Source organism: Candidatus Poriferisodalis sp. (assembly GCF_965237655.1).
GTDB lineage: Bacteria > Actinomycetota > Acidimicrobiia > Acidimicrobiales > Poriferisodalaceae > Poriferisodalis.
The window spans coordinates 379,342-403,671 of the sequence record NZ_CBDEGB010000002.1 but is presented as its reverse complement, the minus strand read 5'-3'; the positions used below and the strand labels follow the sequence as shown (position 1 = coordinate 403,671).

Genomic DNA, 24,330 nt, shown 5'->3' with positions numbered 1-24,330 from the left:
CTAGTTCCTGCCGATCTGGTTCCACGGACCGCCGTCGGCGCGCGGCTCACGCGGCAGTCCGAGCACCCGGTCGCCCACGATGTTGCGCTGCACCTCGGACGTGCCGGCGTAGATCGTCCCCGGCCTCGCGCCCATGAAGGTCTGCACCCATGAGAGCGAGGAGAACTCTGCGCCGACCGCGTCGGTGTTGATGCCGTTCACCGCCGGATGGCCGCTCGGGGCAGTGGCTTCCATGCCCAGAATCTCCAGCGAGAACTCAGTGAGCCAGTGGTGGTACTCGCTCCACAGCAGCTTGTGCAGCGACGATTCCGGCCCAGGCGCATTGCCGGCAAGCACGTTGGTGACGTTGCGCTGGCCCATCCACTTCATGATCTCGACCTTGCAGTGGGCCTGCGCGAGCTTCTGACGCACCAGCGGATCGTCGGTTACCCCCCGCTCGACGGCGACCGCAGTGACTCGGTCCAGCTCGTTGCGGAACCGGAGCGCGTCGGTGGTGGCCCCGTGGCCTCGCTCGAAGCCGAGCAGCACGTTCGCCACCCGCCAGCCGTCATTCACGTCGCCGACCACGTTCTCCTTCGCCGTCTTGGCGTCCGTGAAGAACACCTCGTTGAAGTCGTGCCGGTTGTTGATGTTGATAATCGGGCGCATCTCGACGCCGGGCTGATCCACCGGGACCAGCAGGAACGAGATGCCACGGTGCTTGGCCTCGGTGGGGTTCGTCCGGCACAGCACGAAGATCCAGTTGGCCGTGTGGCCGCTGGAGGTCCAGATCTTCTGGCCGTTGATGACCCACTCATCTCCATCGAGCACGGCGCGAGTGCCCAGGTTGGCGAGATCCGAGCCGCTGTCGGGCTCGCTGTAGCCCTGACACCAACGGTGCTCGCCGGAGATGATCTTGGGCAGGAAGTGGCGCTTTTGCTCCTCTGTGCCGCACTCGATGATGGCGTTGCCCACCATCGTGATGCTGAAGCCGTCGTTGTCACCGCCCGTCGGCACGCCTGCCTTCAAGAACTCCTCGGCGAGCACGACACCCTCCACCTCGCTGAGCCCGGCGCCGCCATATTCGATCGACCACGACACAGCCAGCAACTGGTTCTCGGACAAGAGCGCACGCCACTCCTCGACGAACTGCTCCCGGGCCTCCTCGGAGAGATCGCCCATTCCGCCCCAGTTGGGCGGTAGGTGCTCGGCCAGGAACGCCTGGATCTTCTCCCGGTAGTCCTCCGCCTCTTCGGTGTATGTGGGATCCATGGTCGCGCTCCCCTATTGCTCGCCGCTGAGTCTGCCACGCGGCTGGTTGCGATGGCTCCGGGCCTATAACCGCCGTGCCCAATGGTTCGGCTACGGCCGGTAGCCGAACGTACTTGGCCCGGGCCGCAGCGAGCGGCGGGCCAGATCTGCCCATTCGCACAGCAGCGGGCGGGTGTCGCGAGGGTCGATGATCTCCTCGACCTCGAAGAACTCCGCCGAACGATGCGGCGAGCGCACCAGGTTCAACCGCTCGCGTATGTCTTCCAGGAGCTCGTCGGGCGTTTCACTGTCGGCGAGGTCCTGCTTGTAGGCGACTTCGATGCCGCCCTCGATCGGCAGCGAACCCCAGTCGCCCGACGGCCAGGCGAAGCGGAAGCTGCGCGCGCCGGGTTTGTTGTTGGCGGCGCCCGCGACACCGAAGGCCTTGCGGATCACCACGCACGCGAACGGAGCGGTCAACTGCCCGAGGGCCGCCAGCGCAGCCGATCCGAACCGGATGGTGCCGCTCTCCTCGGACTCCTTGCCGATGAGAAAGCCTGGGCAATCCTCAAGGTGCACGACCGGCAGATGGAACGTGGAGGCCGTGTCGAGCAGGCGGATCAGCTTGCGGCATCCATCGGCAGTCCAGCCGCCGCCGTACACGTAGGGATCCTCAGCGAACACCGCCACCGGCCAGCCGTCGAGGCGAGCAAGGCCGGTGATGATCGAGCGTCCCCAACGGCTCCCGATTTCGAAGAAGCTGCCCTGGTCGAACACCGATTCGATGATGGAGCGCATCTTGTAGACCCGCCGCGGCTCGCGGGGCACGATCGAGATCAGCTCCTCGTCACGGCGCTGCGGGCTGTCGCCGCTGAGCACGCGCTCTCCCAGCTCGTCGATGTTCGAGGGCAGGTACGACAGGAATTGCCGTGCGCGCTCGAACGCCTCGGCTTCACTGCCGACCACGTCGTCGATGGCGCCGTTCGCGGTGTGAATGTCGGCGTGGCCCAGCTCTTCCTTGCCGTGGTCGCCCAGTGACGCCTGCTCCACCAAGGCCGGTCCGGCGATCATCATCTGCGCGGTGTCGCGCACGATCGCCGAGTAGTGCGCCGTAGCCACCCGGGCGGCGCCGATGCCCGCAACCGAGCCCAATGCCAGCGACACCGACGGCGCCACTGAGAGGTGGTTCACGATGGTGTCCCAGCCGCGCAGCTCGGGGATGTACGTGCGGCCCGCCATCTCGATGGATTTCACTGATCCACCGCCGCCCATGCCGTCCACCAGCCGGATGTGCGGCAGCCGCATTTCGTAGGCCATGGACTCGGCTGCGTTGCGCTTCTCTGGAATGGTGGCGTCCGACGAGCCGCCCCGCACTGTGAAGTCGTCGCCGGACAGGATGACCGGACGGTCGTCGATGCGGGCGAGGCCGAATATGAAGTTCGACGGCGTCAGGTGGACGAGGTTGCCATGATCGTCGTATTCCGCGACGCCGGCGGTCTTGCCGATCTCGTGGAACGAACCCTTGTCGGCCACGGCGTTGATGCGCTCGCGCACGGTCATCTTGCCGAAGAAGTGCTGTCGCTCGACCTTGTCGGGCCCGCCCAGCGCCTCGGCAAACGCCTCCCGGCGCCGAAGCTCAGCAATCTCAGGCTCCCAGCCCATCCGGCCCCCTCTTCTTGCCTTCGCCCCTCGGGTCATGGGACCGCAGCCGTTCACACGCGACCGCAGGATCCAAGTGTCCTGAGGGTACGCGCAGTGCCGAGGTGCTTTGCGGGCGCGCTGCTTCTGGCAGGTGTCTTGCCCGGAGTTTGGCTGCTGTCGGGCTGCTGCTCTCGTGTCCAAGTGGACAGGTCGTTGCGAAAACAACAGTGATTTTCATGTCATTTCCATTGACTGTCTCAGCGGTGTCTGCGGATGCGCCGTTCGTTCGGTTGCCCGGTGCCATCGAGCTGAATCGCGACGAGGCGCTCGCTGTGTTGGACGCACTCGACAGCGCAAAAACGGCAGCTCGAAGCGCGCATGAGCAGCGGGTTTCAGAGGCTGCGATCCTGATCATCACGCGTAAGCTCTGGGACGAACTCGCGGACATTCTCGAAATGAACGGAGGGCACGATGTCTAGGCCGCCGGGCTAGCAATCTCGGGCGAACCCCGCCTGGACCGAGCACCGCGTGTTGCGCAGCCAGATCAGCCGGCGGTGGGGTCAACCAGCAGTTTGACGGCGGGGTTGCGCTTCGTGGCGAGATCGTCGATCGTCTGCGGCAGCTCGTCGAGGGTGACCGTGCCGTTCACGAGCGGGGTGACGCTGATGCGGCCGTCAGCGATGAAGCTGGCCGCAGCCCGCATCTCATCAAGGCTGAACGCCAGTGAGGTGTCCACCGAGATCTCCTTGAACAGCCAGCGGTTCGGACGGATCGTGGCATCGCTGCCGGTCACGCCCACGATGCAGACCGAGCCGCCGTAACGCACCATGCCAACCGACTGCTGGATGGTCTGTGGGATGCCGGCGCAGTCGAAGGCGATGTCGGCCCGCAAGCCACCCGTCGCCTCGTTCACCGCCTCCCGCATCTGTACGCCGGGCTCGACGGCCACATCGGCACCAGTGTCGAGCGCCAACCTGCGTCGGTCGGCGTCGGGCTCCACGGCGATCACCTTGCCGGCACCTGCCAGGCGCGCGCACTGGGCGACCAGCAGGCCGATCGGGCCGCAGCCGACAACGCACACCACATCGCCGGCGCGCATGCGGCTGCGGCGTACAGCATGCAGCGCCACCGAGACCGGCTCGATCACTGCAGCGTCGTCGTCGGTGAGCTCGTCGGGCACCCGCACCAGTCGATCGGCGCTTGCTGCCATGAACGGCGCGAAGCCGCCCGAGGCCGGCGCGTTTGCACCGATGTAGTACGAGCGCGCCGTCGAGCAGTACGCGCCGAGATCGGCTCGGCACTCTGCGCAGCGACCGGACGAAGCGCGAGGCAGCGCCCGCACATAGCGCGAAGCAGCGCCCCGTCATATCGTGCGCGCATGGAATTGAGACTCGACGGCCGCACAGCCCTCATCACCGGCGGCAGCCGGGGTCTTGGCCGCGCCATGGCCGAGACATTCGCCGCAGCGGGTGCATCAGTTGCGGTGGTGGCACGCGACCGCGACGTGCTCGACGAGACGCTTTCGGCACTGCAGGCTGCGAACCCCCATGCAGCCCATGCGGCGATCTCCGCTGACATCCGTCAGGCCTCAGAGGTCGCTCGGGCGCATGCCGAGGCCGTGGCCGCATGCGGGCCGATCGACATCCTCGTCAACAACAGCGGGACATCGAACGCCAAGCCGTTTCTCGAGATCGACGATGACGACTGGCAGGACGACTTCGACCTGAAGCTCTTCTCCGCGATCCGGCTGTGCCGGCTGTGCCTGCCGCACATGCGCCACCAGGGCTGGGGTCGCATCATCAACTCGCTGAACATCGGAGCGAAGGCCGCAAGCGCGCAGACGTGCCCGACTGCTGCAACCCGCGCGGCAGGCATGGCGATGACCAAGGCGCTCGCGTCGGAGTTCGCTGCCGACGGTGTCCTCGTGAATGCGCTCATCACCGGCCTGCTTGTCACTCACCAGTGGCGTACGCGCTGGGAGCGGGAGGGAGCCGGCACCACGTTCACCGAATTCACCGCAGCGGTCGGGGACCGCATTCCCGCCGGTCGCATGGGCGATGCCCAAGAGTTCGCGAACCTCGCCCTGTTCCTCGCGAGCGATGCCGCCAGCTACGTCACCGGCACCGCCATCAACATCGACGGCGGGCTGTCCCCCGTCGTCTGAGCGCGACGAAACAGCAACCCGCCGTCGCAACCGGCACTGCGGGGGCTTGTCCCCCGTCGTCTGAGCGCGACGAAACAGCAACCCGCCGTCGCAACCGGCACTGCGGGGGCTTGTCCCCCGTCGTCTAGCCGGCCAGCAGCGCTTCGAGCTTGCCCATCAGGTCGGGGGGCGGACGGCGGGGCTTGCCGTCGTTGTCGCAGATCGCCGCGACGAGGTCGGCTTCCACGAGCACCGCGTCATCGGCCTCGCGGATGATCCGCTGCTGCCAGCGCGTGCTCGCGCGCCGACGCTCCGCCAACTCGGTTTCGACACGCAGCGTGTCTCGCGCCGTCGCAGGTTCTCGGAAACGCACCTCGAGGTTGGTCACCACGATCTGCACGTTCTGATCTGACAGGTCCGGCAACGCGAGGTCGGCCGACTCGAGCGCCACGCATCGAGCCGCTTCGAAGTACGACACGTAGACCGCGTGGTTGACATGGTTATACGGGTCCAATTCGCCGAAGCGCGGCACGATCGTGGTCGCGTGGGTCGCCATCGGCGCAACGCTAGGGGGCAACGACCGCCGCCATCTTCCGGGTCGCCCACCGATCCCTCTAGCGTTGCGGTACGTGAGCGTCATCGCAGCGATCGACGTGGGAACGAACTCGTTCCACCTCGTCGTCGCCTCCGTCGACGCCGAGGGCCATTTCGAGGTCCTGACCCGCGAGCGCGAGCCGATCCGGCTCGGCTCGGGCGGCGAAGACATGAAGCGCCTCGAACCCGACGCCATGGATCGCGGCATCGAAACGCTCGGCCGGATGCGACGGATCGCTACCCATGCCGGAGCGACGAGCGTCACCGCGGTGGCCACCAGCGCTGTGCGCGAGGCCGACAACCGCAACGAGTTCACCAAGCGAGCCCGCAGTGAGGCCGGAGTGGACATCGAAGTGGTGTCCGGTGTCGAGGAGGCCCGGCTGATCCACCTCGGCATGCTGGCGGCGGTCCCGTTGCTCGACAAGCGCCACTTGCTCATCGACATCGGCGGCGGTTCTAGCGAGTTCATCATCGGCGACGGCGCCGAACCGCTGCTGTTGCGCAGCCTGAAGCTGGGCTCGATCCGGCTGACTGATCGCTTCTTTCCCGAAGGTCGGACCTGCGAGCAGTCCGTGCTGGAGTGCCGTATCTACATCGAGTCGTTCCTCGGGCACCTGCCGTCCGAGATCGCGGAGCTTGGCTTCGAGACCGCGGTCGGCTCGTCGGGAACCATCGCGGCACTTGCGCGCATTTGCGCGATCCGGCGTGGCGATCGCGACAGTCGTACCGGGCGGTTGTCATTCACGGCGAAGGAACTTCGCTCGCTCACCGCGGATCTCGTAAACGCCACGGAACCCGCGCACCGCCTCGCTATCGAGGGGCTGGAAGAACGCCGGGCAGACATCATCGTGGGCGGCGCGCTGTTGCTGGAGCAGACGTTCAAGCTGCTCGGCATCAAGCGCATGGAGGTCTCCGACTACGCACTGCGCGAAGGCGTCCTGTTCGAGCAGATGCGGCGGACCGCTGCGCCGCAGCTGGACCCGTTCCATCGCCTCGAGGATCTGCGGCGCTCAGGCGTGATGTACGTGGCGAACAGCTACCACGAAGACCTCGGGCACGCCGAGCACATCACCGATCTGGCACTCGAGTTGTTCGACGGCCTGGGATCGCAGCACGGGCTCGACGATGAGGATCGGGAGCTGTTCGAGGCAGCCTCATTGCTGCACAACGTGGGCATCTTCATCTCCCACAGCGCCCACCACCGCCACAGCTACTACATCATCCGCAACAGCGAGCACCTGACTGGCTTCACCGAGCGCGAGATCGAGATCATCGCCCAGGTGGCCCGCTACCACCGCAAGAGCGCGCCCAGGTCCAAGCACGCAGACTTCGCCTCGCTGAGCTCGACCGACAAGAACAAGGTGCGGTGGATGGCGGCAATGCTTCGGGTGGCGATCGGCCTGGACCGCTCCAACCGTCAGGTCGTGACGCGCGTGCGGGTGGCGGACGCGCCCCCCCATGAACTCAGGCTGATAGCACGGGTCTCACCAGGCGCCGATACCTCGGTGGAACTGTTCACCGCCCGAGCCCGCAGCGCACTGCTCGAAGTCATCACGGGACGCACGGTGGTGATCCAGCTCGAGGTCGCGGAGACAGGCAAGGCAGTGCACCCGACAAATGGTCTGGCCGCCAGCAAAGCAGCGGCGCCTGCCGAACCCGCCAGCCAGCACTGAAGCCAGCGCACAAGCCGCCCGATCCAAGCACAGCACAGCCCACTCAGGCCAGTAGCTTCGCCGCTTGGTCCCCCCTCCGGGCGCCGCACCCCGGCCCCTGGTCGTCACGCTGGGCGGCAACGGCGCTCACCCTCGCGGAAGGAAGACGACTGTGTACGCAGCTCTGGGCCAATGGTGCTTCCGCAACCCGTGGCGCATCCTCGCATCGTGGCTGGTCTTCGCCGTGGCCGCCGCCGTGCTCGCAGGCACCCTTGGCGCCTCCTACGGCGCAGCACTGTCAACCCCCGACTCCGAGGCCAACCGCAGCGCCGAGGTGCTCGAAGACCACTTCGGCAGCGTCGGCTCCACCATCAACGGCACCATCGTGCTCAAGGCCGAGTCCGGCGTGAACGACCCGGCGGTGCGCGCGGCCATGACCGAACTGCTCGCCACGGTCGACGCCATCGACGAGGTGACGATCAGCTCGCCCTACGACCGGGACGGCGATCGCCGCATCGCCACCCAGGGATCGGGCGCCGGCAAGTACGCCTTCGCCGACGTCGAGCTCAGCCGCAACTTCAACGTGGACGAAGCCGGACCCCTGGGCCTCGAGATCATCGATCTCATCGACGCCAGCGGGTTGCGCTCCATGGACGGCGTCGAAGTCGAGATGGGCGGTTCCTGGCTGGCCCGCCAGGAGCCACCCGAAACCGAGGCCATCGGGCTCGCATTCGCCGTCTTCGTGCTGATCGCGGCCGTCGGCTCGGTGGTCGCCATGGGCGTGACGGTCGGGACGGCCCTGGTCGGGGTCGGTATCGGCGTGCTGGCCATCACGGCGCTCAGCAACACCGTGACCGTGCCCGAATTCGCGCCAACGCTGGGCGTCATGATCGGCCTCGGCGTGGGCATCGACTACGCGCTCATCATCCTGAACCGCTTCCGGGAGTGGCTCAGCAGAGGGCTCGAGCCCTCCGAGGCCGTGGGCGCCGCGCTGGACTCCGCTGGCCGCTCAGTGGTGTTCGCTGGCGCAACGGTGGTTGTCTCGCTGCTGGGGCTGCTGCTCATCGGCCTGCCCTTCGTGGCCGGCATCGGGCTCTCGGCGGCCGTCACGGTGGCGATCGTGATGGTCGGCTCCATGACCGTGCTGCCCGCAGTGCTGGGTCTGACCGGCGACCGCATGACCACCACCAGGGTCCGCGGCATCACGGCCGCAGCGCTGGTGGCAGTCGCCCTCCTGGGCTTCGGCGCCGGCATCCGCCCCCTGCTCGCCGCGCTCCCCGCAGCCGCTGCGGTGTTGATTGCCGGAGCGTTCGGCGGCGATCGCAACCCGCTGCGACGCGTCCTGCGTCACCGCCCGCCCAAGGCGCTACGGGACACCGCGTGGTACCGCCTCAGCCGGGTGGTGCAGGCGCGCCCGTGGCTGTTCGCGCTGGGCGGCACGGCACTGCTCCTCCTGCTGGCAGCTCCGGTGCTGAGCCTGCGACTCGGCTTCTCCGACGAGGGCAATTTCCCGGCTGACACCACCACACGCAAGGCATACGACCTGCTGGCCGAGGGATTCGGTCCAGGTGCGAACGGCTCGCTGTTCATCGTGGCCGAGACATCCACCCCTGCCGATCTCGCAACGCTCAACGGGCTGTCGGGGGCGCTGAACCAAACCGACGGCGTTGCATTTGCGTCGCCGGCGGTGCCGAGCCCCGACGGCGGGGCGGCGCTGATCCGGGTTCAGCCGACCACCGGCCCCCAGGACGCCGACACCGAGTCGCTGGTGCACGAGCTGCGTGACAACGTGATTCCCGCCACCCTCGACGGCACTGGCGTCGACGCCCTGGTCGGCGGCGCAGTGGCGTTCCAGATCGACTTCAGCGACTTCTTGTCCGGGCGCATGCTGATCTTCTTCGCCGCGGTGCTGGGAGCGTCGTTCCTGCTGCTGATGGCAGTGTTCCGCTCGCTCATCGTGCCGCTGAAAGCCGTCGTCATGAACATGCTGTCGATCGGCGCGTCCTACGGCGTGCTGGTGGCGGTGTTCCAGTGGGGCTGGTTCGGCAGCGTGCTCGGGATCGAGGCGGCGCCGATCGAGCCGTTCATCCCGATGATGCTCTTCGCGGTCCTGTTCGGGCTGTCGATGGACTACGAAGTTTTCCTGCTGTCGCGCATGAAAGAGGAGTACGAGCGCACCGGCGACCCGGTCAACTCCGTCGCCGACGGCCTTGCCGCCACCGCTCGGGTCATCACCGCCGCGGCGGCGATCATGGTGGTGGTCTTCGGCAGCTTCGTGCTGGAGGACAACCGGGTCGTCAAGCTGTTCGGCATGGGGCTGGCCACCGCCATTGCCATCGACGCGACGCTCGTACGGATGCTCATCGTGCCCTCCACCATGGAACTGCTCGGGGCCCGCAACTGGTGGCTGCCACGCTGGCTCGACCGGGTCATCCCGAATCTTCGTATCGAGGGCGAGTTGCGTGAGCAGTCCGAGCGGCCTGCCTGAGGGCGAGACCGCAACGCCAGCGAGTCTCAGCGGTCGGCGCCCCGCCAGAGACGATCAATCATCGACGAAATCAGCAACTTCTGCCCCGCTGGCGCGCACCAGCTCATCGGGCGTCAGCTCGAAGACCGTGTCGGGCGTTCCGGCCGCCGCCCACACGGTGTCGTACGCCAGCAGCGCTCGGTCCACCACTGCCCGCAGCGGACGAGCATGGCCAAATGGGGGCGTACCTCCGATCGCATAGCCCGTGGCGTCGCGCACCCCGTCAGCGTCGGCTCGGGTGATCGTGCCGCCGAGCAACGTCCCGAGCTGAGCCGTGTCCACACGGTTGGAACCCGACGTCAGCGCCAGCACGGCCTCGCCGTCGCACAGGAACACCAGCGACTTCACGATCTGGCCCAGTTCGCAGCCCACTGCTGCAGCCGCTTGCGCGGCCGTGCGCGTGCCGTCGGGAAAGCGCAGGATCTCCGGCGCCATCCCCACCTCTTGTGCTCCGGCCAGGAACCGCTCGCGAGCGCTCGCACGCCCCGAGCTCATGTGATTGTTGTCGGCCACTGCCCCAGACGCCGTCTGGCTATTCAGCCCACGCCTTGATCTGGGAGATGACCTCGAGGGGGTTCTCGATCTCGGGCGGGATGGTGATATCCAGGTAGCTCACGCCGACCGAGCGGTACACCTCGACACGCTCCTTTACCCGCTCGGGATCGCCGGTGAGGCTGGCCCGGTCGACATAGTCGTCAGGCACCGCGGCGAACGCCTCGTCGCGCTTGCCGGTCAGGAACAGGTCCTGGATCTTCTCCGCCTCGTCCACGTAGCCGTACCGCTTGAACAGGTCGTTGTAGAAGTTCTTGTCGCGCGCGCCCATGCCGCCCACGTAGAAGCCGACTGTGTCCCGCACGCTCTTGCGCACCGAATCAACCATCGGGCCGTCGCCGAGCGCCACGGTGCCGCCGGCCACGATCTGCAGATCGCCAAGGTCGTCGGCCCGGCGGGAACCGCCGTTCTCCAAAGACTCGCCCCACACCTCGTTGAACTTCTCGGGCAGGAAATGGATCGGCTGCCAGACGTTGGCCAGCTCTGCGGTCAGCTCCACGTTGCGCGGCCCGATCGAAGCCACCGCAATCGGGATGTCCTGGCGATACGGCTTGCCCATGCGCTTGAGCGGCTTGCCCAGCCCGCTGCCCTCGCCCTCGGGCAGGGGCAGGCTGACGGCCCGACCGTCGTGGACGACCCTGTCGCCCGCCCACACCTTGCGGCAGATCTCGATCACGTCTCGGGTGCGGCCGAGCGGCTTCGAGAACGGCACGCCGTGCCAGCCCTCGATCACCTGCGGGCCCGAGGTTCCGAGACCCAGGATGAAACGGCCCTCCGACAGCGTGTCGATCGTCATGGCGGTCTGGGCGAGGATGGTTGGGCTGCGCGAGTAGATCGGCAGGATGCCGGTCATCAGCTGTACGCGCTCGGTCTTGGCCGCGACGTACGCGAGGGTGGAGACCAGATCGAAGCCGTAGATCTCGCCGCCCCACAGCATGTCGACGCCGGCAGCTTCGAGATCGGCCACATGTCGGCTCAGCCGCTTGGGGTCCAAGCTCGCACCGGCTCCAATCGCCATGGATATCTTCATCGATGTACTCCATCCGCTGGGGGGTCGGCGCGCATGTTAGAAGCAACACCACACCGACGTCAGGCCGACGCATGAGCGATGCAACGCACACAGGTGCCAGCGAGGTCCCGAATGACGGGTCAGTCGACGACACTGCCGACGAGATCATCGACACGTTGCGTCGCTGGGTGGACGACGTTGTCGTGCCGGGATCGTCGGCGCTGGAGCTTGCCGACGAGTACCCCACCGAGATGGCCGAGCAGATGGAGGCGTTCGGTCTGTTCGGCGCGACCATCGGTGAATCGCACGGCGGACTCGAACTCGACCACCTCACTTACGCACGGGTGATCGAGGAACTCTCACGGGGCTGGATGTCGCTGGCGGGCATTATCAACAGCCACCTCATCTGCGCCAAGCTCATCTCGCAGTTCGGCACCGCAGAGCAACAGGACCGCTCGCTAACGCGGATGGCCACCGGCAAGCTGCGCGGCTGTTTCTCGCTGTCCGAGCCCGACAGCGGCTCCGACGCCGCCGCCCTGCGCTGCCGAGCAGTCCGCGACGGTGACGAGTTCGTCATCAACGGCACGAAGATGTGGGTCACCAACGGCGAGCGCGCGGGCATCGTGGCGCTGCTGGCACGCGTGCCCGAAGGCGATGCGTCCGGCAGTTCGGGCATCACCTGCTTCCTGGTGGACAAGACACCGGGGAAGACCTCGGGCGGCATCACGATCAGCCGCAAGATCGACAAGATCGGGTACCGCGGCCTCGAGACCGTCGAGATGTCCTACGTGGATCACCGCGTGCCCGCCGACCGGGTGCTGGGCGGCGATGGTCTCAATGGAGCAGGGGGCATCGGCAACGGTCTGCGCTGGGCACTCGCTGCGCTGGAGCTGGGCCGCATCAACGTGGCCGCCCGTGGCGTCGGCGTGGCTCAGGCCGCCTACGACGCGGCGGTGGCGTACGCGAAGCAGCGCGAGGCCTTCGGCAAACCCATAGCGAAGCACCAGGCCATTGCGTTCAAGATCGCCGAGATGGCCACCAAGCTGCACGCTGCACGTCTCATGACCTACGACGCCGCCCGCAAGGCCGACGCGGGCGAGCGGGTCGATCTGGCCGCGGGGATGGCAAAGCTGTTCGCCTCCGAGACCGCCGCGGAGTTGGCGCTGGATGCCATGCGCATTCACGGCGGCAACGGCTACAGCACCGAATATCCGGTGGAGCGCTACTACCGAGATGCTCCCCTCATGATCATCGGCGAGGGCACCAGCGAGATCCAGAAGCTGGTCATCAGCAGGGCACTGCTCGCCGACGACTGAGATGCTGCGCGCCTAGGTTGACGCTCACGCACGTGGAGGCATGAGAGATGGCAGACCGCAAGTCATTCTGGGCGTGGTGCCTGGAATCGGAGGAACCGACGGACGCCGATCGGGCGGCCCTGGCAGCGAAGCTGTCGGCCCAGTACGGCACTGAGGTCACGGCCAAGCCGGTGCCCTCAGTCGACGACGCCGACCTGCGCGCACCCCGCATCCCGATTCCGGACTCGGTCGCGGACTGGTGCTCCATAAGCACCTACGACCGGGCCCGCTACGCCTACGGCGCCCACTTCACCGAGCGGGTGCGAGCGTTCAACCTGGACTTCCCGAACCCGCCCGACGTCGTAGCGCACCCTCGCAACGAGACCGAGGTGGAAGCCACGCTCGACTGGTGCGACGCCAACGGCTACATCGCCGTGCCGTATGGGGGCGGCTCGTCGGTGGTGTGGGGCCTCGCGCCGCCTGAAGACCGCGGTCCCACCGTCATCATCTCGCTGGACCAACTCGATCAAGTGCTCGAGATCGACGACGTGTCGCGGGCGGCTCGTATCCAGGCCGGCGTATTCGGCCCGCACCTCGAAGACCAGCTGCGCCCCAGCGGGCACACGTTGCGGCACTTCCCGCAGTCGTTCCGCTTCTCGACCCTCGGCGGCTGGATCGCCACCCGCTCTGGCGGCCACTACGCCACCAATCACACCCACATCGACGAATTCGTGGAATCGGCGCGGATGATCACACCATCGGGCTGGTGGGAGTCGCGCCGCCTGCCGGGATCGGGAGCGGGCCCCAGCCCCGACCGCATGGTGATCGGTTCGGAAGGCATCTACGGGATCATCACCGAGGCGTGGATGCGCATCCAGAAGCGGCCCACGTTCCGAGCAACAGCCGGCATCACTTTCCCATCGTGGGAATCCGGGTACGACGCTGTGCGACACCTTGTCCAGGCGAAGCTGTGGCCGGCCAACTTGCGAATCCTCGACCCCGCGGAGGCTGGCCGTGCCGCCGGGATGGACGGCCAGCACGCACTGGTCATCGTGTCGTTCGAGTCAGCAGAGCTGACCCAGCGCCACAACATCGCACAAGCCGCCAAGATCGCACGCAGCTGCGGCGGCCATCTTCCTGACGACGAGATCCAAATCGACGACGGCACGGGGACGCCGACGGGCCGCGGCGGTGCCGTCGGGGCATGGCGCAATGCGTTCATCGGGGTCGGCAATGGTGTCGAGACCTCGCTGGGCCTCATCAATGACACCTTCGAGACTGCGATCACCTGGGACCAATGGCCCGAATTCGACGCCGTCGTGCGCGAGAAGGTGGGCGCGGTGCTCGCTGAGGTGTTCGGCAAGCACCACTCGCTCTCGTGCCGATTCACCCACGTCTACACCGACGGCCCGGCGCCGTACTACACGTGGTCGGGCATGGGCACCCAGGGCGGCGAGCTCGAGCAGTGGCAAGCCGTCAAGGACGCCGCCAACGAAGCGCTCGTGTCCGCAGGCGGAACCGCCACTCACCACCATGCGGTGGGCCGCATGCACCGGCCGAACGCGTACGACCGCCAGCGCCCCGAGCTGTTCGCCGAGGCCATCCGAGCCGCAAAGAAGCGTCTCGACCCCAACGGCATTCTCAACCCCGGCGTCCTCATCGACCCATAGACGCGACGAGCGGCCGCCGCTGCCGAGATTGATCCCGGCGGCGACGGCCGCTCTGTCTCGCTCAGTCAGTCAGGACTAACGGCAGCCCCGACTCTGATGCGGCGCCTGTCTAGCGGCAGCCGCCGTCGTCCTTGTCCCAGACGCAGTTGCCTGAAGCGCCGTTCACGTCGATGACGTTCGAGACGATCCAGGAGTGCGTGGACGAGTCGTACTGGCTGAAGTCCGTGCCCTCAATCGGGAACGCATCTGCGTTGCCGTTCATGGCGAACGTGATGCCATCCAGGAAGATCGGGTGATGGATGTCGATCGCCCGCACGGACAGCATGAAGTTCGTCCGGTTGAGGCCGTCCGGCAGATCCGCAGCGATGCGCAGCGCCTCGATGTACGGGTAGCCAATCATGTAGCCGTTGCCGAACATCGCGATGTCAGGATCGAGATCGTTCGCCTCCAAGCTCGCACGGACGAACTGGATGAAGGCGTCGCCCTCGATCAGCACCGGGTCGGTGGTGTCCTTGACACCGCCGCCGACGATCAACCAGCCGTCTCCATCATCTCCAGCGGGAGAGATCCAGCTGGCCGGTGCCTTGCACACCGACGGAGTGAAGGCCGCGGACAGCTCTTCCTTCAGACCCGAAGCCGCCACCTCTTGAATGGCCAGCAGGCACGCGTTGCCCGCGGTCATCGAGATGTAGACATCCGGATCACCTGCTGCGATCGTCGTGATCTCGTTCGTGATCGTCGGCGATGCCGGGTCGTGACGCACGGGGATGAACTCCGACACAACGTCGGGATTGTTGTGCGCGTAGTCCTCGAAGCCCAGCTCGTAGGCCAAGCCGAAGTCGTTGTCCATCACCAGACCGGCAACCCTGACCGGCAGCTCGCCGGCAAGGTTTTCCTTGATCCAGTTGCCCCACAGCACAGATTCCGTCGAATAGGACAGGATGCTGCCGGTGGTCCATGGATGCACTTCGGGGTCGCCCCACGCCGGGTGGCCTGTCCACACGAACGGCTGCGGGATGCACTCGGCGTTCAGCGTGTCGTACACCGCCAGCGTGTTCGGCGAACCCAGAGTGTGGATGGAGAAGACGTTGTCGTTCTCGATCAGCTCGTCGACGAACTCAATGGTCTGTGCAGCGACATACGCATCGTCATAGGACTTCATCACGACATTGCGACCGGCAATACCGCCCTCGGAGTTGACGTGCCCGAGATACGTCTGCCAGCCGAGTCGAGCGTTGCCGTAAAGCGCCAGCGTGCCCGACTGCGGGCCCGTCTGGCCGATACGGATCTCGTCATCGGTGATGCCCTCGGTGTTCGACCAGTCGTCAGGGCATTCGTTCAAGTCGATCGAGAAGCCCTCGGGGCCGCGCAGGATGTTGTCGTCGCCGACGCCGAATTCGCCGGACTCGATGCCAGCGGTCAGCCGCTCAACGACCTTCGCGCGACGGAACGTGGCTTCTTCAAAGATGCCCTCGATGGTGGAGCGGTCAACCTCCATCATCTCCTCTTCTTCGGCCATCTCCTCTTCTTCGGCCATCTCGTCCTCTTGCGACGCCTGCTCGATGACGTCCTGGCTGAGACCGCCGGCCTCTTCCTCAGGCTCGCCTTCGGCCATCTCCTCTTCTTCGACCATCTCCTCTTCTTCGACCATCTCCTCTTCTTCGGCCATGGCCTCGGTGGTCTGCGTCTCGGCCGCGTCGTCGCCGTCGTCGTCGCCGCCGCAGGCGGCCGCTACGAGCGAGAACGCGAAGAGCAGCGCTAGCAAGCGCAGAAGGCGGTTTTTGGATAGTTGCATGGGTTCCTCCTCGGTGGAACTGCAGCCACCGCGGCATCGCGAGGTGAACGACGAGGGCCGTGGCCCTCAACCGTCCCCCAAAGACCGCTACGGCGGTTCGCGCGAGAGTAATCGCGTTGCGCTGAGCGTTTTTCGCTGACTTGCGACGATCCTGTGACAATCCCGGACTTGGACGATGGATTTTCGGTTGCACAGCACGCTCGAGCGGCTCGGAATAGCGTGTCGACCCATGGAATGGGGAGTCACTCTGCCGCACTTGGGGCGCGTCGGTACACGCGACGGGCTCATCACGTTCGCCTCGGAAGTCGATCAGCTCGGCTTCGCTTCTGGCTGGGCGTCCGATCATGTCTGCTGGCCCGCCGAGCTGGTCTCGCGGTATCCGTATACAGACGACGGTTCGTTCCCGGCGCCGCTGAAGACAGGATGGCTCGACCCCATCGGCACGCTGCATTTCGTTGCAGCGGTCACCGAGAACCTGCGGTTGGGTTTCAGCGTGCTGATCCTTCCCTACCGACCGCCGGTCGAGACGGCGAAGCGCCTGGCGACCATCGACGTGCTGTCGAATGGCCGGTTGATCCTGGGGGTAGGCGTGGGCTGGATGCGCGAGGAAGCCGAGGTGCTGGGCATGCCGTGGGACCGCCGCGGCAAGCGCTCTGACGAGCAGCTCCAAGTGTTCCGGACGTTGTTCTCCGAGGATGACCCGAGCTTCGAGGGCGAGTTCTATTCATTCCCGGCGGTCGGCTTCGAGCCCAAGCCCGTGCAGGACCCGGTGCCAGTGTGGGTGGGCGGCAATTCGGCGGCTGCGTATCGGCGTGTGGTGCAGTACGGACACGGCTTCCATGCGGCATTCGAACCGCTGGACGACGTAACGGCCGGCTGGGCGCAGGTGGGTGAGGCGTGCGATGCAGCCGGCCGCGACCGCAACGAGATCACCCTGTCGTTGCGTTACTACCTCGACCCGGCGTCGGCGATGAAGCCGGCGGTGTCGATTGCCGGCAGCACAGAGCAGATGATCGACAGCGTGGGCCACGTCGCAGATACCGGCGTGACGCACCTAGTGCTCGACCCAGTGGCGCGCGGCGGCATCGAGGGCCGCCTCGACGCGCTGCGCGCCTTCATGTCCGATGTCGCCCCTCACTTCGCCTAGCCCCCGCCGGCTCGTATCCGCCCAAACTGACGGCCCACCGGCAGACTCAGGCCGTGCTGTGGGCCTCATCGCTTGCCAAGTCGTACCCGCCGCGGCGGCTGTTCGCTGATGTCAGCGTGCAGCTCGCTGCGGGGCGGCGGGTGGCGCTCGTGGGCGGCAACGGAGTCGGCAAGACAACGCTGCTCGAGATCCTGGCGGGCATCGGCGAGCCAGATGAGGGCGAGGTCCACCGCCAGAGCGGGTTGACTCTCGGCTACCTGCCCCAGGAGCTCGACGACATCACCGAAGGCACCGTGCTCGAGGCGACGCTGGCGGGCGCAGGCGACATCACCGCGATGACTGCCGAGCTGCGCTCGCTGGAGGAGCGCCTGTCAGATGTCAATGCTGCCGACCACGACGGTGTGCTCGCACGGTACGGCGAGCTAGAGGCCCGCTTCCGCCAGCTCGGCGGCTACGGCTTCGAAGCGGAGGCCCACCGGGTGCTCGCTGGACTGGGCTTCGCTCCCGACGATGCGCAGCGCCCCGTCGCACAGCTGTCTGGCGGCTGGAGGATGCGGGTCGCACTCGCGCAGCTGTTGCTGTCGAAGCCCGATGTGCTGCTGGCTGACGAGCCGACCAACCACCTCGATGTCGACTCGGTGGCCTGGCTAGAAGAACAACTCGCTTCGTGGGACGGTGGGCTGCTGTTCGTCAGCCACGACCGCGACTTCATCGACGCGGTCGCCAATCGGGTCATCGAGATGGACGGCGTCAGCGCGTACGAGCACGTCGGCGGCTTTGCCGAGTTCGTCGCGGCTCGCGAGGAGCGCATTGCAGCCGCGGAAGCGGTCGCTGCCACGCAGGCGCGCCGTCGGGCGCACACCGAGCGGTTCATCGAGCGCTTTCGCTACAAGGCCACCAAGGCCCGCCAGGTGCAGAGCCGGATCAAGGCGCTGGCAAAGCTGGAGCCGGTCGAGATCCCGAGCCGCAAGGAACTGGCCGCACGTTTCGGCTTCGGCACGCCGCGGCGCTCGTCTCGGGTCGTCGTAGAGCTGATCGACGCTGCTCTGGGCTATGCCGGCGGCGACGCACCGGTGCTCGAAGGAGTGGACCTGGTCATCGAACGCAGCACCACAGTGGGCGTCGTCGGGCCGAACGGTGCGGGAAAAACGACATTGCTGCGAGTGCTGCAGGGCGAATTGGGGGTTCTCGGTGGTGAGCTGCACCGGGGCCGCAATGTGGACATGGCAACGTTCGCGCAGCACCTCACCGAAGTCATGGATCCCCGCCGCTCGGTGGTGGAGGAATTCACCGCATCAGTTGGCGACCAGCCAGGTCGGAACGTGCGCACGATGCTCGGCGGGTTCGGGTTTCCGGGCGATGCCGCGGACCGCAAGGTTGCGGACCTGTCCGGTGGCGAGCAGACGCGGCTGGCACTGGGGATCACTATGGCCAACCCGGTCAACCTGCTCGTGCTCGACGAGCCCACCAACCACCTCGACTTGCCGAGCTGCGACATGCTGGAGGATGCGCTGTCGGTCTATCCGGGCACGGTGCTGCTGGTGACCCACGATCGCCATCTCATCCGCAGTGTGGCCGACTCGCTGATCGTTGTGCGCGACGGCACCGCCACCCTGCACCCCGGCGTCGACGAGGATCTGCTGCGGCCGCCGGGGCTGAGTACGAGACGGACCGCTGGAGGGAGCACCGGCACTCGGATCACCGGGGGCCGATCCGATGGCGCCCCCGAAGCATCGACGTCGCGGGCAGTCGCGGCCGAGCGCCGCCGCGAGGGAGCCAGCAAGCGCCGGGCTGCTCACGATGCGACTGCGGATCTGCGTCGGGCGCTGGCTGCCGCCGAACGCGACTGGGAGACCGCCGAACACCGCATCGCAGAACTGCAAGCGCTCCTCGGCGATCCGGCTACTTACGACGACCCAGAACTCGCACGCCGCGTCGCCGAGGACTATGGCACTGCCAAGTCCGAGGCCATGCGCCACATGACCGAGTGCGAATCGCTGCAACGACGAATCGACCGCATTGCGGCTGGCCTGTAGCCGCCTGTGATCGCAGTCTGGATTCGAGCGGTCGTCTCAGTACCGCTCCGCGCAGCCGTCGGGGGGCGGCGTGACAGCCACATGGTCAACGGAGACCGTTCCGGCGCTGCCGTCGAGGTGCTGAGAGAAGGTGACCAAGCAGGCAGTCCCGTTCGAAGGTATGCCCATAGGGGCGCCCGGGTACCACGCGATCACATCACCGACTGAGACGTCGGTGGGCACGTGCCAGTGGCCGAGTGCCACGTAATCGGCGCCGGTGGCTTCGATTTCTTCGGCGGCAATCGGCGATGACCGATGCGCATCGTCAGCAGTGCGCTGGAAGTGTCCATGACCCGCTGCGATGAACCAGCCGCTATCGGGACGGGGCGGCACACCGGCGAGAGGGCGGTAGTCGGAGTCATGTGAGTCCATTGCGCGGCCCCACAGGGTCAGGTCGTGCTCGCCGAAGTGCAGCGTTGCACCCTCGGGATCGTCGAGGAAGATCACGCCGGCGCCGGTGACTTCGAGGCGATGTTCGTGGTCGGCGTGGGTGCCCCACAGCGTCCGCTCGTCGTGGACGTCGTGGTTGCCGGGAATGATCACGACGGAGGCGTCGACACCGCCCAGCAGTTCCATCGTGTGCGCAACGTCGGACCGTTTCAGCCGGGCGTGGTCGAACAGGTCGCCGGCGATCAGCAGCACATCGGCTTCGTGGGCCGCGGCGGTTTCGGCCAGGGCCCATATGGGGCACTGACAGACATCGCGGTGCGTCCCCTGGGGTCCCCGGACATGACCGATGTGAACATCGGACGTGTGCAGGACCCGCAACGTGTGCCCGGTGGGGGGCAACGCCTTGGGAGTCCCAGTCTCGGCCAGCCCCTTCACAGCGAAACAGCTTGCCACGGCACACTGCCAGAGACATCAGCCGGAGATTTCAGGACCAAGCCACGAGCACGACACCGTTGAAAACCGCATGTCAGCTGGGTGTCAGCCGTGCGGCATCACCTGTTCGCAGGCCATACGTCGGTATGTCACCCTTGGGCACTACCTTCTGCACGGTGCGGATCCTGGTGACCAACGATGACGGCATCGAATCCGAGGGTCTGCACGTTCTCGCCAGCGCGATGACGGCTCACGGCGACGTCGTAGTGGTCGCACCCGACTCCGAATACTCGGGAGCTGGTGCAGGGATCGGTCCCTTGCACCTGATGGATCCGGAGGTTCACAAGGTGCGATTCGAAGGCATCGAAGACGCCTGGGCAGTGTCGGGAGCGCCGGCGTTGTGCGTGATGTTCGCCCGGCTCGGCGCCTTTGGGCCCGTCGACCTGGTCGTATCGGGCATCAATCCAGGGGCGAATGTAGGTCGTTCGGTGTACCACTCCGGCACCGTCGGAGCGGTGCTGACCGGCCGCAATGGCAACATTCCAGGCTTGGCAGTCAGCCAGACCGTCGAGGGATTCGGTGTCGAGGGCCAAGGCTGGGAAGACGCCATCGCCGACCAGAAATGGCACTCAGCAGCCGAAGTTGCCAGCGTCGTGCTCAGCGGCCTGCTCGCAGACGTGCACGACTCGGCATGGGCAGTGAACCTCAACGTTCCGAATTGTGAGGTCCCAGACATGAAGGGCTGGCGACTCACCGAGGTGGGCACCCTGCCACCGCGCTCGATCACCTCGGTCAGCCTCGAACCGCACTCCGACAACGCAGATGCGTTCCGGGTCGCGATGCACTGGGGTGATGCGGTCGACATGCCTGTCGACGTCGACACCGGCGCAGTCATGCACGACTACGTCTCAGTGTCATTCCTGTCGCGCATCACTGCCCTGTCGCCGGTGCCCGACTCGAAGCTTGCTGCCTGCCTCGACGGGCTGTTCTGAGCGCGGCGACCCGAGTCGCCTAGCGGCTCAGCCTCTTACAGCGTGATCCGACGAGTGACGCGCAAGTGGCGCACGAGGGCCACAGTGGCCACAACGCCGAGCGCCAAGCCCACCAGCGCTCCCCAGTGCGCGAGATCTGCGTAGTCACGGTGTTCAACTGCCAGGCCTGAGCCCACGCCGGCCGCGGCGCCGAGGGCGGTCATCAGCACATCGGCCGTGGCCTGCACGCTGACACGTCGCTCAACGGGGAACGATGCCGTCAGCAGCGAACTGGCGGCAACGACACAGCAGCTCCAGCCGATGCCCACCAAGAACAATCCCCAGAGGTGCCCGCCGGCGTGGGCGGCGTGGGCGTTGGAGGCGATTTCGGCACCCAGCGCCAGCGCCCCGGCACCGGCCAAGATGACCATCTGGCCGCCAATCCGGTCGACCAGCCAGCCCACATACGGTGAGAAGGCGAACATGCCCGAGATGTGCAGCGAGAGCATGATGCCGATGATCAGGGGATTCTGGTCGCCCTGGGACATGTGAATCGGGGACACCGTCATGACGCCGACCATCACGGCTTGGGACAGCATCATCGCGATCAGAGCGATGGACGCCACCGGGTGCGCGAGGACGCGTCCGGCCTCGGCCAAGCTCGGCAGTTGGACGCTCTTCGACCCGGTGTCGGCAGCCACGATGTGGAGCGGGTCGGGGCGCAGGCGGCGTGAGATGTTGACGGCTGCGAGCACGAAGAGGCCGAGGGCCAGCGCATAGGGCAGCGCGAAGCCGCTCAGTCCTGCGGTGTCTGCGAAGAGGCTCTTGAGGCCGAGCGCCACCGTGGGACCCAGCACCGACCCAACGGTGCTGGCCCAGAGCACCAGGCTGATCGAGCGGGCCCGATTTTCGTCAGTGGCCAGATCGGCGCCGGCGTAGCGCGACGCCAAGTTGGCAGCTTGGCCGGTGCCGATCAGCACCATGCCGAGAACCAGCACTGAGTACCGGCCGGCGAACGCGGACAGCAGTGCGAGCGTGGCACCGATTGCACCAGTCATGTAGCCAGCGGCCAGTCCGGCGCGGCGACCATGACGTGCCATCAGCGCGGCCAGCGGGATTCCGGCCAGCGTGCCGCCGATGCTCAGGCATACGGCCGCCAGTGAGGCCTTCGTCTCGCTGCCGGTCATCTGGTCGGCCAGCAGGGTCGACGCCGAGAACGACGCCGTCATGGCCAGTCCGCTGGGGATGACGCCGAGTTGCAGTACCCGGATGGTTCGGCGTGCCAGTTCGTCGCGTTCGGGCGTGCCTGGGAGGTATGTAGCCCCCTCGCCGCCCGCCGACAAGCTCTGCACCATCGCCCTAGCCTTCCCTTCGGCGTGCCGGGTTTGGCGCCGGGGCCGCTTGGGAACGCTACTGCGGGGCATTGCTGCATGCCCGGATGACCCGCCGGAAGAGGTGCGAGATGCGAAATATTACCGGATGCGTAGCGATGATCAGCGGAGCCAACCGAGGCATCGGCGCAGCACTCGCGGCGGCGCTGCACGCCGACGGCTGGGCGTTGTCGCTGGGGGCCCGCGACTTCTCGTCCCTCGAGGAGTCGGCCAAGGCGTATCGGACCGATTGGAGCGGTGGTCCCGCAGTGAGCCTGCACCACTACGAGGTGACCGACCGAGCCGGCGCCGAACGCTGGACCGCGGAGACGCTCGACGCCCATGGCCGCATCGACTGTCTCGTCAATAATGCCGGCGTCGCCTCGACCGACACCCTCGACGAGCTGACCGAGGAGACTCTCGACCTGCTGTGGGAGGTCAACGCGAAGGGCCCGTTCCGCATGATCCGGGCCGCGCTGCCACACCTGCGTCGCAGCGGCGAAGGGCGCATCGTGAACGTGATCTCCATGTCGGGCAAGCGGGTGCGCGGCACCTTCGCCCCTGGCTATGCCATGAGCAAGCACGCCGCGATGTCGCTGCACCATTCGGTCCGCCACGCGACGTTCCCTGACGGGATCCGTTGCACCGCAGTGTGTCCTGGCTACGTGCAGACCGACATGACCGCAGAATTCGGCGTCGACCCCTCGATCATGATCCAGGCGGACGACCTTGCTCACACGGTCGCGACCATCCTGCGACTGCCGAACACAGCGTCAGTGGCCGAGCTGCTGGTCACGACCGAACCCGAGACGATCGCCTAGCGGGCGCGTCCCGTCGTCTCGAATTCACGGCTGGGTCGAGCCAGCGGCTCGACCCAGCCGGTCGAGCGCGTGCTCGCCTTCTTCGCGCGGCGCTGCTTGACCTGATCGGTGGCCTTGTCGCTGCCGTCGTGCCACGTCCCGAACCACTTGTCCATGGGCACCAGCGACGTGCCGTAGTTGCAGTCGAAGTAACGGTGGTGAAGCGTGTGGAAGCGGTCGCCGCCTGCGATGGTGCGCCCGCCGGCCACGATGTAGCGGTCGAAGCCCGAATGCGACGGTGCAGGTGACAGCAGCAGGTACGTGGCAGTCAGCGTCACGAGGTCCGGATTGCCCGGTATCAGCAGGAACATGAGCGGCGCTGAGAAATACAGCACGTGCTCAACGGGGTGCATGGCGACGCCGGTCCACGGACCGATGTTCACGTTGTGGTGATGCAGCGAATGCGCCGTGCGGTACAGGAGCCGGGTGTGCAGCAGTCGGTGGTTGGCGTAGAAGTGCACTGACACCAGCGGGAACATGGCAAACGTCAGCGCAACTGCATACAGAAGGCTGCTGCGGGCCGGGATCGTCCAGATCAGGTCGTTGGCATACAGCCACAGCATCAGCGACTCGTACAGCGCTGCGATCGAGCAGGCACTCACCAGCGACCAGAACACGTTGTCGCGTGTCTGATGCCGGAACAGGAACGGCCGCCGCCCGACTGACAACCATCGTTCGTCGTACTTGTGCTGCGTCCCTTGGGAGCGCCGCATGTACAGCCACCAGTGCAAACCGCCGACGATGACGACCATGAGCCCGACGTTGCGCGCATACACCAGCGCGACCGCCCACGGGGCGGGCGCGGCGAAGCGGTCGAGCGATGGCGTCAGCCACGTCCACGCCACAACGCCGATGACAATCCAGAGCGCGTTCTGCCACCAGAAATACTTGGTGACCAGCCAGCGCGTCATGGCCAGCGGCCGAGGCGGACGCTCGTACAGCGGCGGAAGCGTGACTTCCCCGATCCCCACTGCGCG

Annotated in this window: 19 protein-coding genes and 1 pseudogene; 10 read left to right on the top strand and 10 right to left on the bottom strand. The window is 66.6% G+C overall.

All coding sequences use genetic code 11. From position 1 onward, the window contains the following. Positions 1–1,251, bottom strand: coding sequence for an acyl-CoA dehydrogenase family protein (locus ACPXYO_RS09885; RefSeq protein ID WP_423919664.1), 1,251 nt, complete (start codon positions 1,249–1,251; stop codon positions 1–3). Between the two features lie 90 nt (positions 1,252–1,341). Further along, positions 1,342–2,892 carry an acyl-CoA carboxylase subunit beta gene (locus tag ACPXYO_RS09880; RefSeq protein WP_423919662.1) on the bottom strand — a complete coding sequence of 517 codons (1,551 nt, stop codon included), beginning with the start codon at positions 2,890–2,892 and terminating at the stop codon, positions 1,342–1,344. Between the two features lie 215 nt (positions 2,893–3,107). Between ACPXYO_RS09880 and ACPXYO_RS09875 the strand changes: the two genes are divergently transcribed. Next, positions 3,108–3,350 carry a hypothetical protein gene (locus ACPXYO_RS09875; RefSeq protein ID WP_423919660.1) on the top strand — a complete coding sequence of 81 codons (243 nt, stop codon included), beginning with the start codon at positions 3,108–3,110 and terminating at the stop codon, positions 3,348–3,350. 65 nt (positions 3,351–3,415) lie between these two features. On the opposite strand, the gene ACPXYO_RS09870 is transcribed toward ACPXYO_RS09875, so the two are convergent. Continuing rightward, entirely contained in the window at positions 3,416–4,213 is a 798-nt protein-coding gene (locus ACPXYO_RS09870) for a zinc-dependent alcohol dehydrogenase (protein ID WP_423919657.1), read from the bottom strand. Between the two features lie 36 nt (positions 4,214–4,249). Between ACPXYO_RS09870 and ACPXYO_RS09865 the strand changes: the two genes are divergently transcribed. Beyond that, positions 4,250–5,035 carry an SDR family oxidoreductase gene (locus tag ACPXYO_RS09865; RefSeq protein ID WP_423919654.1) on the top strand — a complete coding sequence of 262 codons (786 nt, stop codon included), beginning with the start codon at positions 4,250–4,252 and terminating at the stop codon, positions 5,033–5,035. A gap of 124 nt (positions 5,036–5,159) precedes the next feature. Here ACPXYO_RS09865 and ACPXYO_RS09860 read toward each other — a convergent pair whose 3' ends face one another. Then, on the bottom strand, positions 5,160–5,570 hold the full coding sequence (locus ACPXYO_RS09860) for an acyl-CoA thioesterase (RefSeq protein WP_423919651.1): 411 nt from the start codon (positions 5,568–5,570) through the stop codon (positions 5,160–5,162). A 73-nt stretch (positions 5,571–5,643) separates the two neighbouring features. Here ACPXYO_RS09860 and ACPXYO_RS09855 point away from each other — a divergent pair, with 73 nt between their 5' ends. Together ACPXYO_RS09855 and ACPXYO_RS09850 are read left to right on the top strand one after the other, a co-directional pair. Continuing rightward, positions 5,644–7,281, top strand: a complete 1,638-nt coding sequence (locus tag ACPXYO_RS09855; RefSeq protein WP_423919648.1) for a Ppx/GppA phosphatase family protein — start codon at positions 5,644–5,646, stop codon at positions 7,279–7,281. Positions 7,282–7,432: 151 nt separating this feature from the next. Further along, positions 7,433–9,748 carry an MMPL family transporter gene (locus ACPXYO_RS09850; protein WP_423919645.1) on the top strand — a complete coding sequence of 772 codons (2,316 nt, stop codon included), beginning with the start codon at positions 7,433–7,435 and terminating at the stop codon, positions 9,746–9,748. A 54-nt stretch (positions 9,749–9,802) separates the two neighbouring features. Here the strand turns inward: ACPXYO_RS09850 and ACPXYO_RS09845 are convergent, their stop codons facing one another. Both ACPXYO_RS09845 and ACPXYO_RS09840 read right to left on the bottom strand, forming a co-directional pair. Continuing rightward, a complete protein-coding gene (locus ACPXYO_RS09845) occupies positions 9,803–10,282 on the bottom strand; it encodes a YbaK/EbsC family protein (protein WP_423923798.1) in 480 nt (159 codons plus the stop codon). A 37-nt stretch (positions 10,283–10,319) separates the two neighbouring features. Then, positions 10,320–11,372: pseudogene (locus tag ACPXYO_RS09840) on the bottom strand (LLM class F420-dependent oxidoreductase); the annotation flags it as partial. A gap of 68 nt (positions 11,373–11,440) precedes the next feature. On the opposite strand from ACPXYO_RS09840, the gene ACPXYO_RS09835 reads away from it, so the two are divergent. After that, positions 11,441–12,664: an acyl-CoA dehydrogenase family protein gene (locus ACPXYO_RS09835; RefSeq protein WP_423919643.1), complete on the top strand. Its 1,224-nt coding sequence runs from the start codon at positions 11,441–11,443 to the stop codon at positions 12,662–12,664. A 47-nt stretch (positions 12,665–12,711) separates the two neighbouring features. Further along, a complete protein-coding gene (locus ACPXYO_RS09830; protein ID WP_423919640.1) occupies positions 12,712–14,313 on the top strand; it encodes an FAD-binding oxidoreductase in 1,602 nt (533 codons plus the stop codon). A gap of 109 nt (positions 14,314–14,422) precedes the next feature. Here ACPXYO_RS09830 and ACPXYO_RS09825 read toward each other — a convergent pair whose 3' ends face one another. Next, entirely contained in the window at positions 14,423–16,108 is a 1,686-nt protein-coding gene (locus ACPXYO_RS09825; RefSeq protein WP_423919638.1) for an ABC transporter substrate-binding protein, read from the bottom strand. A gap of 229 nt (positions 16,109–16,337) precedes the next feature. Between ACPXYO_RS09825 and ACPXYO_RS09820 the strand changes: the two genes are divergently transcribed. After that, on the top strand, positions 16,338–17,255 hold the full coding sequence (locus ACPXYO_RS09820) for an LLM class F420-dependent oxidoreductase (RefSeq protein ID WP_423919635.1): 918 nt from the start codon (positions 16,338–16,340) through the stop codon (positions 17,253–17,255). Positions 17,256–17,308: 53 nt separating this feature from the next. Then, a complete protein-coding gene (locus ACPXYO_RS09815) occupies positions 17,309–19,291 on the top strand; it encodes an ABC-F family ATP-binding cassette domain-containing protein (RefSeq protein WP_423919632.1) in 1,983 nt (660 codons plus the stop codon). Positions 19,292–19,327: 36 nt separating this feature from the next. Here the strand turns inward: ACPXYO_RS09815 and ACPXYO_RS09810 are convergent, their stop codons facing one another. After that, entirely contained in the window at positions 19,328–20,173 is an 846-nt protein-coding gene (locus tag ACPXYO_RS09810) for a metallophosphoesterase family protein (protein WP_423919629.1), read from the bottom strand. 155 nt (positions 20,174–20,328) lie between these two features. On the opposite strand from ACPXYO_RS09810, the gene surE reads away from it, so the two are divergent. After that, entirely contained in the window at positions 20,329–21,144 is an 816-nt protein-coding gene (gene surE / locus ACPXYO_RS09805; RefSeq protein ID WP_423919626.1) for a 5'/3'-nucleotidase SurE, read from the top strand. A gap of 35 nt (positions 21,145–21,179) precedes the next feature. Here the strand turns inward: surE and ACPXYO_RS09800 are convergent, their stop codons facing one another. After that, positions 21,180–22,478, bottom strand: coding sequence for an MFS transporter (locus ACPXYO_RS09800; protein ID WP_423919623.1), 1,299 nt, complete (start codon positions 22,476–22,478; stop codon positions 21,180–21,182). 134 nt (positions 22,479–22,612) lie between these two features. Between ACPXYO_RS09800 and ACPXYO_RS09795 the strand changes: the two genes are divergently transcribed. Next, complete coding sequence (locus tag ACPXYO_RS09795) at positions 22,613–23,314, top strand: SDR family NAD(P)-dependent oxidoreductase (RefSeq protein WP_423919621.1); 702 nt, start codon at positions 22,613–22,615, stop codon at positions 23,312–23,314. Here the strand turns inward: ACPXYO_RS09795 and ACPXYO_RS09790 are convergent. Next, on the bottom strand, positions 23,311–24,324 hold the full coding sequence (locus ACPXYO_RS09790) for a sterol desaturase family protein (protein ID WP_423919618.1): 1,014 nt from the start codon (positions 24,322–24,324) through the stop codon (positions 23,311–23,313). The two genes, ACPXYO_RS09795 and ACPXYO_RS09790, sit on opposite strands and share 4 nt — an antisense overlap. Positions 24,325–24,330: the final 6 nt, after the last annotated feature.

Bases quoted from the DNA above. Each gene is read 5' to 3' on its own strand.
- ACPXYO_RS09885 (WP_423919664.1), bottom strand. From the start codon at position 1,251: ATGGATCCCACATACACCGAAGAGGCGGAGGACTACCGGGAGAAGATC.
- ACPXYO_RS09880 (WP_423919662.1), bottom strand. From the start codon at position 2,892: ATGGGCTGGGAGCCTGAGATTGCTGAGCTTCGGCGCCGGGAGGCGTTT.
- ACPXYO_RS09875 (WP_423919660.1), top strand. From the start codon at position 3,108: ATGTCATTTCCATTGACTGTCTCAGCGGTGTCTGCGGATGCGCCGTTC.
- ACPXYO_RS09865 (WP_423919654.1), top strand. From the start codon at position 4,250: ATGGAATTGAGACTCGACGGCCGCACAGCCCTCATCACCGGCGGCAGC.
- ACPXYO_RS09860 (WP_423919651.1), bottom strand. From the start codon at position 5,570: ATGGCGACCCACGCGACCACGATCGTGCCGCGCTTCGGCGAATTGGAC.
- ACPXYO_RS09845 (WP_423923798.1), bottom strand. From the start codon at position 10,282: ATGAGCTCGGGGCGTGCGAGCGCTCGCGAGCGGTTCCTGGCCGGAGCA.
- ACPXYO_RS09835 (WP_423919643.1), top strand. From the start codon at position 11,441: ATGAGCGATGCAACGCACACAGGTGCCAGCGAGGTCCCGAATGACGGG.
- ACPXYO_RS09830 (WP_423919640.1), top strand. From the start codon at position 12,712: ATGGCAGACCGCAAGTCATTCTGGGCGTGGTGCCTGGAATCGGAGGAA.
- ACPXYO_RS09825 (WP_423919638.1), bottom strand. From the start codon at position 16,108: ATGCAACTATCCAAAAACCGCCTTCTGCGCTTGCTAGCGCTGCTCTTC.
- ACPXYO_RS09820 (WP_423919635.1), top strand. From the start codon at position 16,338: ATGGAATGGGGAGTCACTCTGCCGCACTTGGGGCGCGTCGGTACACGC.
- ACPXYO_RS09800 (WP_423919623.1), bottom strand. From the start codon at position 22,478: ATGGTGCAGAGCTTGTCGGCGGGCGGCGAGGGGGCTACATACCTCCCA.
- ACPXYO_RS09795 (WP_423919621.1), top strand. From the start codon at position 22,613: ATGATCAGCGGAGCCAACCGAGGCATCGGCGCAGCACTCGCGGCGGCG.